Annotated in this window: 11 protein-coding genes; 8 read left to right on the forward strand and 3 right to left on the reverse strand. The window is 62.4% G+C overall.

All coding sequences use genetic code 11. The features are described 5' to 3' along the window. Positions 1 to 10: 10 nt before the first annotated feature. Complete coding sequence (locus GA829_RS24135) at positions 11 to 3,391, reverse strand: DUF3971 domain-containing protein (RefSeq protein ID WP_195175104.1); 3,381 nt, start codon at positions 3,389 to 3,391, stop codon at positions 11 to 13. Positions 3,392 to 3,486: 95 nt separating this feature from the next. On the opposite strand from GA829_RS24135, the gene GA829_RS24140 reads away from it, so the two are divergent. Together GA829_RS24140 and GA829_RS24145 are read left to right on the forward strand one after the other, a co-directional pair. Next, positions 3,487 to 3,954, forward strand: coding sequence for a peroxiredoxin (locus GA829_RS24140; protein ID WP_195175105.1), 468 nt, complete (start codon positions 3,487 to 3,489; stop codon positions 3,952 to 3,954). 176 nt (positions 3,955 to 4,130) lie between these two features. Continuing rightward, positions 4,131 to 5,429 carry a M23 family metallopeptidase gene (locus tag GA829_RS24145; RefSeq protein WP_195175106.1) on the forward strand — a complete coding sequence of 433 codons (1,299 nt, stop codon included), beginning with the start codon at positions 4,131 to 4,133 and terminating at the stop codon, positions 5,427 to 5,429. Positions 5,430 to 5,456: 27 nt separating this feature from the next. Here the strand turns inward: GA829_RS24145 and GA829_RS24150 are convergent, their stop codons facing one another. Beyond that, a complete protein-coding gene (locus tag GA829_RS24150; RefSeq protein ID WP_258051883.1) occupies positions 5,457 to 6,671 on the reverse strand; it encodes a M20 metallopeptidase family protein in 1,215 nt (404 codons plus the stop codon). Positions 6,672 to 6,681: 10 nt separating this feature from the next. Next, complete coding sequence (locus GA829_RS24155) at positions 6,682 to 7,860, reverse strand: M24 family metallopeptidase (RefSeq protein ID WP_195175108.1); 1,179 nt, start codon at positions 7,858 to 7,860, stop codon at positions 6,682 to 6,684. A gap of 211 nt (positions 7,861 to 8,071) precedes the next feature. Between GA829_RS24155 and GA829_RS24160 the strand changes: the two genes are divergently transcribed. The 6 genes from GA829_RS24160 (at position 8,072) to GA829_RS24185 (ending at position 13,621) form a co-directional block, all read left to right on the forward strand. Beyond that, positions 8,072 to 9,238 carry an ROK family transcriptional regulator gene (locus GA829_RS24160; RefSeq protein ID WP_195175109.1) on the forward strand — a complete coding sequence of 389 codons (1,167 nt, stop codon included), beginning with the start codon at positions 8,072 to 8,074 and terminating at the stop codon, positions 9,236 to 9,238. Continuing rightward, a complete protein-coding gene (locus GA829_RS24165; protein ID WP_195175110.1) occupies positions 9,235 to 9,999 on the forward strand; it encodes an ATP-binding cassette domain-containing protein in 765 nt (254 codons plus the stop codon). Before GA829_RS24160 ends, GA829_RS24165 begins: the two co-directional genes overlap by 4 nt. Positions 10,000 to 10,039: 40 nt before the next feature. Further along, positions 10,040 to 11,080: a sugar ABC transporter substrate-binding protein gene (locus GA829_RS24170; protein ID WP_195175111.1), complete on the forward strand. Its 1,041-nt coding sequence runs from the start codon at positions 10,040 to 10,042 to the stop codon at positions 11,078 to 11,080. A 125-nt stretch (positions 11,081 to 11,205) separates the two neighbouring features. Continuing rightward, entirely contained in the window at positions 11,206 to 12,201 is a 996-nt protein-coding gene (locus GA829_RS24175; RefSeq protein ID WP_195175112.1) for an ABC transporter permease, read from the forward strand. Next, complete coding sequence (locus GA829_RS24180) at positions 12,198 to 12,968, forward strand: SDR family NAD(P)-dependent oxidoreductase (protein WP_195175113.1); 771 nt, start codon at positions 12,198 to 12,200, stop codon at positions 12,966 to 12,968. The genes GA829_RS24175 and GA829_RS24180 overlap by 4 nt, the downstream gene beginning before the upstream one ends. Next, positions 12,968 to 13,621, forward strand: a complete 654-nt coding sequence (locus tag GA829_RS24185) for a GNAT family N-acetyltransferase (RefSeq protein WP_258052360.1) — start codon at positions 12,968 to 12,970, stop codon at positions 13,619 to 13,621. Before GA829_RS24180 ends, GA829_RS24185 begins: the two co-directional genes overlap by 1 nt. The last annotated feature ends 9 nt before the right edge of the window (positions 13,622 to 13,630 follow it).

Raw genomic sequence — 13,630 nt, forward strand, 5'->3', positions numbered from 1 at the left:
CTTTCCCGGCTCACCTGAACTCGAAGATCGAGCGGAATATTCCAGGTGCGATCACCGACAGCGGGTTGATGTCCAGCACCGGCTTGTTGGCGTTGCCCTTGAGCCGGTAGGTGACGCCGATCAGGCCACGGTCGCGGCCATTGCCGAGCAGCGCTCCCACCAGCGGCAGTTCGCCGAAGATTCGATTGAGGCCATAGGCCGGCATGAACGTGCCGGTCATATCCATGTTGTTGTTTGGATCGTAGAGCGTCCCCTGGAAGGTCGTCCCGATGCGTGGCCCGCGCACAACGCCGTTGGCGAGCTTCAGATAACCACTGCCCTTGTCGATCTCGGCATAGCCGCGCTCGAATTTCACCCGCGACGTATCAAGATTGCCTTTGACCGCCTGATTGAGGCTGCGGCTGTCACCGGCCGGGGTGGTCGAAACGATCGAGGCAAGCTTCGGCTCGTTGACTATGAAGAAATTGGTCGTATCGACCTTGCCCTTCATCGCGCCATCACTGGCTCCCGCCAGCGCCAGCGTGATCGCGCCGCCTTCCATGTGCTCGTAGATGTTGAGAAACCTGAGGATGGCGCCGGCGTCGGCCGACTGCATGTTGAGCGCGCGCTGCCCGCCGCCCGTGGTGTTGCTGATGGTGATCGCCGCACCCGAACTTGCCGTGGCGCTCACTTTCAGCCCGTTCACCCTTGATCCGGCAGCGCTGTAGTCGAGCTTGAGGTTCGACAGTTGTTCGTCATGAAAACCGGTCAGCTGATCGACATCGGCGCTGACGGAGATGGCGTCGGAGCCGGTGGTCTTGGTCGCGGTATCCACATCCGAGGTGAATTGCTTGATCAGCGACCGGGCATCAAGGGCGTTGCCGCTGATGTTGACCGCATAGCCCTTGCCCGACCGCTTCACCGACACCGCGACATCGTCCCCCCTGTTCAAGGTGACCTTGCTGAATCGCGCCGAGGACAGGGCGCCGTTGACCAGCACGATGCCGCCATCGATGGAGAATGTCTTGCCGTCGAGGTTGAAATCCGACAGCGTCGTGGTGTCGCCGGATTTGGTCATGACGAACGTGACCGTGGCGGGAACCCCTGCCCCCTTGCTCCAGCCTGCCCAGGGAATATCGAGCTTGGCGCTGGTCAGGTCGGCCGAAACATTCTGGTTGCCGCTGCCGCTCTTGTCGATCGCGACTTTCACCGTTCCCGAAAGCAGCGGCGACAGCCCAGGCATGGCGGCCGCACGGATCTTGTCGTCCAGGACCAGGGCCACCTTGCGGCTGCGCGCCGGGCCATCATCCCTAAGCGGCTCGATCAGGTCGAGCTCCGCGGGAATGCCATTCAACCGTGCCTTCGCCGAAATCACCGCCTTTTCCGGGCCGATCGTGATCGAGCCGTCGGCATCCGTCACCGACTGGCCCTCGAACTGCTTGGCCAGTGACAGGCCCGCATAGTCCAGCGACACCAACCAATCGAGCTTCGAGGTATCGACGCCAGACTGCAGCGGAATGTCCGCCTTGACGTGGCCGGTGACCGTACCGGTGAGATCTTCCGGCAGAAGGCCGACATGGCGCATGGCGTTGATCGGTTCGTAGGATGCCAACTCGGCGATTGCCGGCGCCTCGCCGTTAACATCAATGTCGAGCGCGCCAATGACCGGAGGATGGTTGGCCGCCTTCACGGCCAGCGTGCCGTTGCTGGCGGCCACGGTGCGGCCGCTCGGCATGAAGACCGTGCCTGATGTCAGCGCGATGTCGACATCATTGCCATGGAAGCCGACCACACCGATGGCATCGCGTATCGGCGGGATGCGGCCCGCTGTATCGAAACGCGACCCTTCGATCTGGAAACGGCCGAACACCTCGTCGGCGGAAAGCGGTACGCCATTGCCAAGACGGTCCGGTACGACATGGAACTGGAGATTGGCATCAACGACGCGCCCGCCGAACAGATTTTCCAGCACCCACAGCCGGGCGTTGCGCGCGGAAAACCAGGGCCACAGCTGTTTGACGTGAGAAACCGGCATGTCGTGGATATTGATGGCCAGATTGACACCCGGCGCCTTGCCGTCAACGAACTGCACGGATGCGGTGCCAAGCACCTCCCCTGCCGATCCGGAGCGAAGCGCGATCTGTTCGGCCACCAGCTTGTGGCTTACCGTCTGATAGACGCCGGCGACGCGGGCGAGGAAGGCGAGTGCGGGTTCGGGCGATTCCGACGGTGCCAGTGACGAACCGTCACTGGTCAGGTCATAACGATAGGAAGGCTCCTCGCCGGCGGCACCCGTTTTTGGCTTTGGTCCGATCGAGCCGGCGAAATCGAATGTCGACCGGCCGGTCTTGAAGAGCAATTTGTCGACCTGGATCTTGTTCGTGCCGGCGACAAGCGTGGCATTGACGTTGACGTCGGCGGGCAGCAGGCCACGTGTGCCAAGATCCAGCACGGACCCCGCCGAAGACGAGACGACCATCAACCGCGACGCATCGGCCCCGGATCCTTGCGATCCGGTCAGCTTGAATGCGACCGAGCCCAGTCTCCCCGCCGCGGCAGTTGTTTCGCCGGTATCCGCCAGGTCGATGCTCGCATCCAGGGCCGTGATACGATGCGTGGCGGCGTCACGCGCGGCGGAGGCCGTGACGGTGACGGTCCGGCCATCGACATCTGACTCGGATGAAAACGCCATGCCGCCAGCGCCCGATTGCTTGACGGTGGCGTCGGCGATTTTGATCGACTTGATTGTTCCGGCCTCAGGCAGCACGAACTCGACATTGCTGAGATCGATCCGGCGCAGTGAATCCTCCCGCACGGCGTCGAGCGCGCGATTGACGTTGCCGAACACCGAATCCACCAGCTTTTCCGGATCGATGAGGCCGTCCTCATTGCGGAGCGCCACGGTCCAGTCGCCGCCAGAAGGCATCGCCGCCGTGACAACGCGGGCATCGGAGATCCGGGCGCTGGTCAGCCGCACATCCCCCCAAAGCAGCGGCATCAGGCGCACGCCGAAGCGCACGCGTCCGGCATCCACCATCGGCTTGCCGGCGGCCGTCTTCAGGCTGACATCGCTGACCTGCAATGCAACGAAGCTCGATCCATCAAGGGTGATGCGCGCGGGTCCGACCGAGACATTGACGTCGACGCCGGCCAGTTTCTCAATGGCGGCTTCCGCCTCAGCCCGAAGCCGTTCGGAGCCGACGCCGGACACGCCGACAAGATAGACGGCGACCGCGGCCAGCAACACAAGACTGGCGAAACCGGCAAATACCCTTGCCAGGATGCGAAAACCACGCCCGATCGGAGCTTGACCAAGCGGCGGCACGCGGCACGCGGACGGGAAGGCCCCCAGGTCGGTGATTTCATCACGCCTGAACCGGATCTTCTCGTGCTGCGGCTGCTCCTGATCCACGCAATTTTCCGTTGTACGAACTCGATCGTGGACGAATCCCCGCTCGACACTATATCGGTGTGGCTACGCGCGTAACCTCAAACAAGGGCATCGGTATGGCTGACCTCAACCTAGGCGATCCTGCACCGCAATTCGACCTCCCGCGAGATGGCGGCGGATCAGTCAGCCTTGCCGCATCCTCCGGCAAGCCCGTTGTGCTCTATTTCTATCCGCAAGACGACACAACAAGCTGCACGCAAGAGGCCATCAGCTTTTCGCAGCTGAAGCCGGAATTCGAGAAGGCAGGCGCCGTCGTGATCGGCCTGTCGCCCGACACGGTCAAGAAGCACGACAAGTTCAAGTCGAAATACAATCTCACCATCGATCTCGCCGCCGACGAGGAGCGCAAGGTGATCGAGGCCTACCATCTGTGGGTCGAGAAATCGATGTATGGCCGCAACTACATGGGTGTCGAGCGCGCGACATTCCTGATCGGCCGCGATGGGCGGATCGCCAGGATCTGGCGCAAGGTTCGGGTCAAGGGCCATGCGGAAGAGGTTCTGGAAGCTGTCCGCGCCCTTTGATGGCTCCCCCTGGCACTAAGCCAGGGGACATCCAGGGGCGTCTTTTGGAAATCCTCGTGCAACCTTTTGCCCGCGCCGCGTGCATTAATTCCGGCGCACTCAATTCGGCAAAACTTTGTTAACCCTAATAATGTGTAATCAAGCTGTCGTGGTGTCGTAAACGAAAGCTTGGTCCCGTGAACGTAACCGGTCAGTCAGCAGTATTCGGCAGGCGCAAGGAGCCCCATACGGTCATCATCGCCCGGGGCAATGAAATCAGGCACTTTACGGTAAGACCCTGGCTGGTCGCGGTTCTCGGCTCCGCCCTGGCGGCGATCGCTATTGGCTACCTCCTGGCAACCTCCTATCTCGTGCTGCGCGACGACCTGATCGGCGCGACCACGGCGCGCCAGGCGCGCATGCAGCAGGCCTATGAGGACCGTATTTCGGCGCTTCGCGCGCAGGTCGACCGCATCACCAGCCGGCAATTGCTCGACCAGCGGCTGATGGAAACCAAGGTCAGCGAATTGATCGAACGCCAGAGCCAGCTGAGCCAGCGCCATGGCCGTCTCGGGCCACTGCTCGAGCGCGCCGAGAACGAGGTCGGAACGGCACCCGTCGCGGATCCGGCCGCGGTTGCAAAACCGGACAAACGCGCGGAAGTGACCGGCAGCATCAGCCAGGCTCCGCAAAACTATGCGGTCGCCAGTCTGAGCGCCAATCCGGGCGACGGCGACACAAGGCCGTTCTCGCTTTGGTCGACCCGCTCCGAGCCGCTGCCAAATGATTCCGCCGCCGATCGCGCCGACAAATTGTTCGTGTCGATCAACCAGTCCCTGAAATCGATCGAGAGCGAGCAGCTGACCCGCATCAGCACGCTTGCCGACAACGCCTACAAGAATGCCGACGCCATCACACAGGCGCTGGAGGCCGCCGGCCTGCCGGTGGACAGCGACTTTGGCAAGAGCGATGCCGGCGGCCCGCTGATTCCGCTCGACAGCTCGATGATCTTCGACAGCAAGGTCAAGGAGCTCGACGAGGCGCTGGACACGCTCGATGAGCTCAAGAAGGAAGCGCGCCAGCTGCCGCTCACCAACCCTGCCCCCGGCCATTCCGTGACCAGCCCGTTCGGGGTGCGCACCGACCCTATCCTGGGTACAGCCGCGCTGCATTCCGGCATGGATTTCAGGGCACCGATCGGCATGTCCGCCAAGGTCACAGCGCCCGGCATCGTCACCAAGGCCGGTTGGAACGGCGGTTACGGCCGCATGGTGGAAGTCGACCACGGCAATGGTTTCGCGACACGCTATGGCCATTTGAGCGAGATCGACGTGACCGTCGGTCAGAAGCTCGATGCCGGCGCCATCATCGGCAAGACCGGCAGCAGTGGCCGCTCGACCGGTCCGCATCTGCATTACGAGGTTCGCCACAACGGTGAGGCGATCGATCCGTTGCGCTTCCTGACCGTCGGCAGGAAAGTCGCGCAGTATCTGTAAGGCGGAGTCTGATCCTGTCTGTCACGGTCAGGCGAATTCTTCCCCCCGCATCGACAGGAACATCGTCGCCGCTGAAGCCAAAGTGGCGGCACCGATTTTCAAAGCGGCTTCATCGACACGAAACCGGGCGTGGTGAAGCGGAAAGACCGACCCGACCTCTTCGTTACGAATCCCCAGCCGGAAATAGACCGACGGGCGCTTCTCGCTGTAGTAGCCAAAGTCGTCCGCAATGGTCCAACCCGGTGTGCTGAGAACATTGTCGGCCCCGATGCAGGCTTTGGCGCTGGCGACAATCAGCTCTGTCATCTCGACATCGTTGACGACGCCTGGCTCGCCCTTGTGAAGGTCGACCTGAGCACTGGCGCCGTGGCTCGCCGCTATTCCCTCCGATACCGCGCGGACGCGGCGCCAAGCGTGCTCGCGGGTTGCATCGCTGCCGCTGCGGATGGTCCCTTTCAGCGTGACCCTGCCAGCGATCACATTGTAGGCGCTGCCGCCCTGGATGGTCGTCACCGATATGACCAGGGGATCGTAAGGATCGATCTCGCGTGAGACGATCTTCTGCAGTTCGCCCACGATGGAGCACGCCACGGCAATCGCGTCGACACCTTCATAGGGCTTCGCCGCATGCGCGGCCGAGCCTGTGACGACAATATCAAACGTATCGCAGGCAAGTGTGTATGGACCGGAGGCGACCGCGACCTTGCCGGATGGTGTATAGGGATCGACATGAATGCAGATCGCGGCATCGACGTCGTCGAGAAGCCCCTCCTCCACCACACGTCTCCCGCCTGACGGCTCGTCCTCCTCGGCCGGCTGGAAGATGAGCCGCACCGTACCGCCAAAATCAGCCCTTGATCGGTGAAGATGCGCGGCAGCCGCAAAGCCCATCGACGCGTGGGCGTCATGACCGCAGGCGTGCATCACGCCGGGGTTGATCGACGCGAATTCGACTCCGGATTCCTCCTCGATAGGCAAGGCATCGATGTCGACACGGATGGCCAGTTTGCGGTTCGACGGTGCGCCTGTGCCAACGATGTCAACCGCCAGACCGTAGCCCGCGACATCACGAACATCAGCGATGCCTTCACCAGCCAGCATCCGCCGCAAATAGCGCTGCGTGTTCGCTTCCTGGTTCGACAACTCGGGATTGCGGTGCAGATGGCGGCGGATCTCGATCATCCGATCGAGAATTCCCGTGTCGATATCGGCCGCGATGGGCGCTGCGGCAGCGCCTGTCATGGTTTGCCCCTCAGGATTTGACATGAATCTCCCTGGGAAATTTGGTCAGGGTCTCGTTGCCAGTTTCGGTGACCAGGATGGTTTCACTGATCTCGATGCCCCAGCCATCCATCCACATGCCGAGGATGGAGTGAACGACGTTGCCTGATACAAGCACTGTCTTGTCCCCTTGCCTCAGACTGATCGTGTGTTCGCCCCAGTCCGGGGGATAGGCAACGCCGATGGAATAGCCGATGCGCGACTCTTTCTTGAGACCGTAGCGTTGAATTACCTTGCGCCAGGCGGCTTCGACCGCTTCGGCTGTCGTTCCTGGCCTTACCGCATCGAGCACCGCGTCCATGCCTTCGATCACCGCCTTTGCCGTGTCCGAAACATTTGCCGGCGTCTTGCCGAGTTGCATGGTCCGCGCGAGCCCGGCGGCATAGCGGCGGCAGACGCCGGCGAGTTCCAGAGCGATCGTCTCGTTGTCTCCGAACCGCCTGTCGCTCCACATGATGTGCGGCGCGGATGCATTCTCACCGCCGAGGATTGTCGGGGGAAGCGCGGTGATGTCGCCGGCGAAATCGGGGCTGCCGGCGATCTGGGCCGCCTGGATGGCGGCGATGGCGTCGCACTCGCGAACCCCTGGCGCGATGACTTCGAAGGCTCGCGTGACCGCTGCTTCGGCCAAGGTCGATGCCTTGCGCAGATAGTCGATCTCGGGTGCCGATTTGACGGCGCGTATCCAGTTCACCAGGAGATCGGCATCATGCCATTTTGCATTGGGAAGTCCGGCGACGAGCCTGGCATGCGCTTTTGGCGAGAAATAATAGGCTTCGAGTTCGATGCCGATATGCCTGGTGCCCCAGCCGTTCGCGACGATCCAGGCAGCAATCCAGTCCATGGGATGGCGATCTGCGCGCTGAACGTGATCCTCGGGGAAACCGACGACATTCTCGGGCTTCATCCAGGCCGTCAGAAGGCCGCCCGCGGCATCCATCGCGCGCCCTATCCAGACCGGCTCGATCTCCTCGAGCGGAACGAGCACCACCTGGGGCGTGTAGAAGGACCAGCCATCATAGCCGGTGATGTAGTGCTGGTTGGCAACGTCGTTGACGACAAGCAGTTCGAGGCCGCGCCTCGCCATCTCGGCACGGATCTTTCGAAGCCGCTGCTGATACTCGTCGCGCGCGAATGGCAGTTCGATCATCTTTTCTCCATGCGTAGCTCGATGGCCGGTTTTTGGTCTCAGGCACCAATGAAGCGGTTTCCCCGCGTCGGCAATCAGCCAAGGGCAGCATGTGAGCAGGTCCTAAACCCGCCACGCCGATCCCTCACCTGAGCAGTGAAATTATTTTTGAATTCCATTTGACTGAATAAATAGCGGATGCGAAGCTGATCTCTCCTAGGGGACGCAAGGCATGGCACTGCGGGGGACCAATCAGGAATTCGGGCGGCCGTACAACCGGCGCATCGTGCTTGAGTCCATCCGCCTTCATGGCCCGATCGCGCGCGGCGATATCGCAAGCCGGGTCGGGCTCACTGTCCAGACCGTGTCGACCATTGTCCGCGAGCTGGAAGAGCACGGCTACATCCTTTCCCTGCGCGAAGAGCCGAAAGGGCGCGGCTTGCCGCCGGCAACACTCAGGATCAATCCCGAGGGCGGCTATGCCGTCGGTGTCCACATCACGCCGCTTGGCATCAACGCCGCGCTGATCAATCTCAGCGGCGACGTTATCGAAAGCAGTTACCGCGAAGCTCCAAACGCTACGCCCGACCACGCGTTCGAGTTGATCGCGGCCATGGTCGTCGACCTGACCAGATTGCGGGCAGGAGGACGCGTTCTCGGCGTCGGCATGGCCCTGCCCGGCCCGTTCGGTGTCGAGTCCATGAGCTTTGTCGGTCCAACCACCATGACCGGCTGGAAAGACGTGGCGCTGCGCGAGCGGCTGGCGGCCTCGACCGGGCTGCCGGCGTTTTTCGAGACCGACATGGCCGCCGCCGCCATGGGCGAGCGCCTTTATGGGCTGGGCGCTCAGTATTCCGAATATTACTATCTCTATTTCGGCGTCGGCCTCGGCGGCGTGATGGTGCATGACGGCAGCGTGCTGCGTGGTGCCTGGGGCAATGCCGGCGAAGTCGGGCACATTCCTGTCGTCCCCGGCGGCGAGCCCTGTCCTTGCGGCAACAGCGGCTGCCTCGAAAGATATCTCTCGCTTGAAGCGCTGCGGCGCTGGAATGGCAGCGAAGCCGACTGGGTAAGCGAGGTCGCCCCCATCTTCCACAACGCCATCGCCATTATCGAGAACCTGTTCGACCCAGAGACCGTCATCTTGGGCGGGCTGGCTTCCATCGACCTGCTCGAACGCCTTGCCGGCTCCACCGCCCACCTGCACAACTCCGTCTCCGCGCGAAACGACCGCACGACACCACGGATCGTCGTCGCACGCGGCGGCCAGCACTCGGTGATGCGTGGGGCCGCCGCACTTGCCGTTTCGGGTGTGCTCTCGCCACGCTTCGGCCAGATATTCACCGCCGACCGCGAACGCGGTCGCGATCTTCTGACAGGTAAGGAGATTGCAGCATGAGTGAACCTCTGCTGGTGCTTGACAATGTGACCAAGAACTATGGCGCGATCGAAGCGCTGAAGGGGATCAGCTTCTCGATCAGCCGCGGCGAAGTCGTGGCGTTGCTGGGTGACAACGGCGCCGGCAAGTCAACGCTGGTCAAGATCATTGCCGGCGGCCTCGAGCCGACCTCCGGCCGCATGCTGTTCGAGGGCAAGGAGTTCCTGGCCAGATCCCCGGCCGAGGCCAAGGCGGCCGGTATCGAAACCGTCTACCAGGACCTCTCGCTCTGCACCAATGTTGACGTCGTGGCCAATTTCTTCATGGGCCGCGAAATCACTAGGAAGGTTCTTGGCATTCCCGTGCTTGATGAGCGCGCGATGGAGCACGTGGTCGAAAAGGCACTGGCCAGCGCCGGCACCCGCATCCCGTCGCTGCGCGCCAATGTCGAACACCTCTCGGGCGGCCAGCGGCAAGCCATCGAACTCAACCGGTTCGTCCACTGGGGCGGCAAGCTGGTGCTTCTCGACGAGCCGTTCGCGGCACTCGGCGTCGAGCAGACGCGGCGCGGTCTCGACATGATCCGCCAGGTGGCGAGCCAGGGCATCGGTGTCGTCATCATCACCCACATCATGCAACAGGCCTTTCAGGTCGCCGACCGGATCGTGGTGATCCGCCAAGGCGTCGTGGCAGGCGATGTCGCACGCAACAAGACAAGTCCCGATGCGGTGATCAACATGATCACCGGTGAGACGCTTGCCGGTGCCGGACCGGCAGGTTGAGGGACAAAGAGAGGGGTCCGGCTTAACAGGAGCGAACGACATGAAGCGAATACTTCTTGCTCTCTTCGGTATCCTGGCACTGGCCTTTGCCACGCTTATGCCGGCATTCGCGCAGTCCAAGGGAACCGTCTATTACATGGTGCCGACATTGCTCGATGAGTTCCAGACCGGCTCGGTGAGCGCGCTGGAGCTGTTCCTGAAGCAGGTCGGCTATGAGATGAAGACGCTGAACGCCGACAACAAGACCGACGCGCAGCAGTCGCAGATGAACGACGTCATTGCGCTGAAGCCGTCCGCGATCATCCTGGCCGCCGTCGATTTCAACGCGCTGAAACCATCCATCGAAGCAGCGCGCGCCGCCGGTATTCCGGTGGTCGAGTTCGACCGTCAGATTACCTCGACACCCTCCGACTTCACGTCGGTCGCGGGAACCATCGAGATCGGCTATGTCGCCGCTGATCAAGCCGAGAAGCTTCTGAAGGCCAAGAACGGCTCGGTGAAAGGCAAGGTCCTGCAGGTGCTGGGTGACCCCGGCGATCCCTACACGCTCGACATCCAGAAGGGCTTTGAGGAGAAGATGAAGGCGTTCCCGGACGTCAAGATCATCTCGCTTCCGGCCATGCAGTGGGAAGCCAGCAACGCCGGCACCATTGTTGCGGACCAGATGCTTGCCAACCCCGATATCGACCTGATCTTCAGCCATGCCGCTCACCTGTCGGTCGCTGCCGTCGCCTCGCTTGAGTCCGCCGGCAAGAAGCCGGGCGATGTGATGCTGATGAGCTCGAACGGCGCGCCGGTCGGCCTCGACCTGATCCGCAAGGGTTGGCTCAATGTCGAAGTCGAGCAGCCGCTCTACGCCCAAGCCGCCGCGGTTGCCATGTTCATGGACAAGATCGCCAAGAAGGAAGAAATCAAGCCCGGCGAATATGACGTGCTCGGTTTGAAATCGACCGTAACCAAGGAGACCTGGGGCCCGAACATCAAGATCCCGGGTGCCGCGATCACCAAGGAAAATGTCGACAATCCGGCCTTCTGGGGCAACCAGAAGCCGCCGACGGATACCGTCAAGTCGGTCGAATAGGCACGTCGCACAGGTGGCTCCGGGCCAAAGCGGCCCGGAGCCACCTCCCGCATTTCTCATCCGCGCATGATCCTTTCCGGGAATCGGATTGATTCCCGGAAGGCGTGCGCCAACCGGATCGGCCCATGAACCCGCGCACCCGCCACGCCCTCGAGTTCATCCTCGACAACCTTGTCTGGTTCATGCTGCTGTTCGTTCTGGTGATCTTCTCGTTGCTGATCCCGAACTATTTCCAGCTCGGCATTTTCGCCAACATCATCGAGGCCTCCAGCGTGCTCGGCGTCATGTCGATCGGCCTGGCGCTGGTCATCATCGCCGGCCACATGGACCTGTCGGTCGAATCCGTGGCGGCGCTCAGCGCGATGGCGGTCGGCATCCTGTTCTGCTCGTCGGGCATAGGCCTTGGCGTTCAATTGCATCCGGAATGGCTGATGGTCCCGGTGTCGCTGCTGCTCGCCCTTGCTGTCGGCGGCCTGATCGGCGCCTTCAACGGTTATCTCGTGGTGCGGGTCAAGATGAGCGCCTTCATCATCACGCTTGCATCCTATATCTGGGTGCGCGGCCTGGTGCTTGTCATCTCCGGCGGCCGCTCTGCGCAGGATCTGGCACCAGCCATCCGCTGGTTCGGTATCCAGCGCCTGCTTGGCCTGCCGCTCACCGCCTGGATCGCCATCGCTTGTTTCGTCATCTTCTCGCTGATCATGGCCAAGACACCGTTTGGCAGGCATCTGGTGATGATCGGCGGCAACGAGACGGCGACCTTCCGCGCCGGCATCCGCGTCAACCGCAACCTGATCATCGCCTTCGTGCTTGCCGGGGCCATCGCGGGTCTTGCCGGCTGGCTGCTGGCAATCCGCACCTCTGGCGCCACCGCCAATCTCGGCGTCGGCCTGCTGTTCAACGCCTTTGCCGCCGTCGTCATCGGCGGTGTCAGCCTGAAGGGCGGTGTCGGCACCCTCCCCGGCGTCTACGCTGGTGTGCTGCTGCTTTCGGCGATCAACACGGCGATCAATCTCATGGGCCTGCCCGCCAATTTCACCCAGGTCATCCATGGCCTGCTGGTGCTGGCCGCCGTGCTGCTCGACGCCTTCAAGCAAACCATTCGGCAGAGGCTGGCATGAGTGGCCGCCTCGCCAACAAGGTCGCGCTGATCATCGGCGCGGCGCGCGGTATCGGCAAGGGCATTGCGCAGCGCTTTGCCGAGGAAGGCGCTAGCCTCGTGCTGGCCGATTTCGAGGCCGTGGCCGGACAGGCAACAGCCAATGAAATGGGCGCGGGCTTCATTCACACCGACATCTCGAAAATGGCCGACGCGGAGGCCGCGGTGGCGCTGACCCTGAAGCACCACGGCCGGCTCGACATCATCGTCCAGAATGCAGGCATCTATCCCTGGCAGTTGATCGAGAACACCAGTCCGGATGACTGGGACCGCGTCATGGCGGTCAACCTGCGCGGCACCTTCAACGCAGCCCGGGCTGCCCTTTTACCGATGAAGGCGCAGCACTCAGGCCGCATGCTGTTCACTTCGTCTATCACCGGCCCGCATGTCACCAGTCCCGGTCACGGCCATTACTCGGCGAGCAAGGCCGGCATCAACGGCTTCATCCGCTCGGCGGCGCTGGAATTCTCCGGATATGGCATCAACGTCAACGGCGTTGAACCCGGCAACATACTGACCGAAGCCATTCAACTGCATCGCGGTGCTGCCTTCATCAAGGGCATGGAGGACTCCATACCGCTTGGGCGGCTTGGCAGCCCGCGCGATATCGCCAATGCGTTCCTGTTCCTCGCCTCCGACGACGCCAGCTACATCACCGGCACGACCATCGTGGTTGATGGCGGACAGCTCCTGCCCGAAGGCGCCGACTTCAGGCTGCTGCCGCCGTGATGCTCGATTTCGGCAACGGGTTTGCCTTGCGCCAGGCAAGCAGATCCGATCATCCCGCTCTTGCCCTGATCTGCCTGAAGACTGGCGATGCCGGCAAGGACGCGACAGCACGTGAGGACGACCCGACGCTGCTCGGCCAGATCTACACAATTCCCTATCAACTGTTCGAGCCCGACCTCGCCTTCATCATCGATGGCCCAAGTGGCGCCTCAGGCTATGTCCTTGGCGTGGCTGATACAGGCAGCTTCAACGCAAAATTGGCCGTTGAGTGGTACCCTCGCCTCCAGGCCAGCGTCGCCAATCCTGGCTCCGATCGCTCACTTTGGCGCGGCAGCGACTGGGCGCGCCACCTGATCCATCATCCCGATTTCGCGGTCCCAAAAGCGCTGGCCGCGTATCCGTCACACGGCCATATCGATCTCTTGCCGGAGGCGCGCGGCAAAGGCATCGGCAGGCGAGCAATGGCCTTTCTCGAACAGCGCCTCGCCGCCGGCGGTTCAGCAGGGCTTTGCCTTGGCGTAGACCCCGAAAATCACGACGCGCTGAGTTTCTACAGGGCGGTCGGGTTCGAACCGCTGCTCGATCCGGAACTGCCGAAAGACTGCATCCATGTCGTCAAGCGACTTGCCGTTTCGGCGGAACCATCTCGCTGAGATTCCGCT

The sequence above is a fragment of the Mesorhizobium sp. INR15 genome (assembly GCF_015500075.1).
GTDB lineage: Bacteria > Pseudomonadota > Alphaproteobacteria > Rhizobiales > Rhizobiaceae > Mesorhizobium.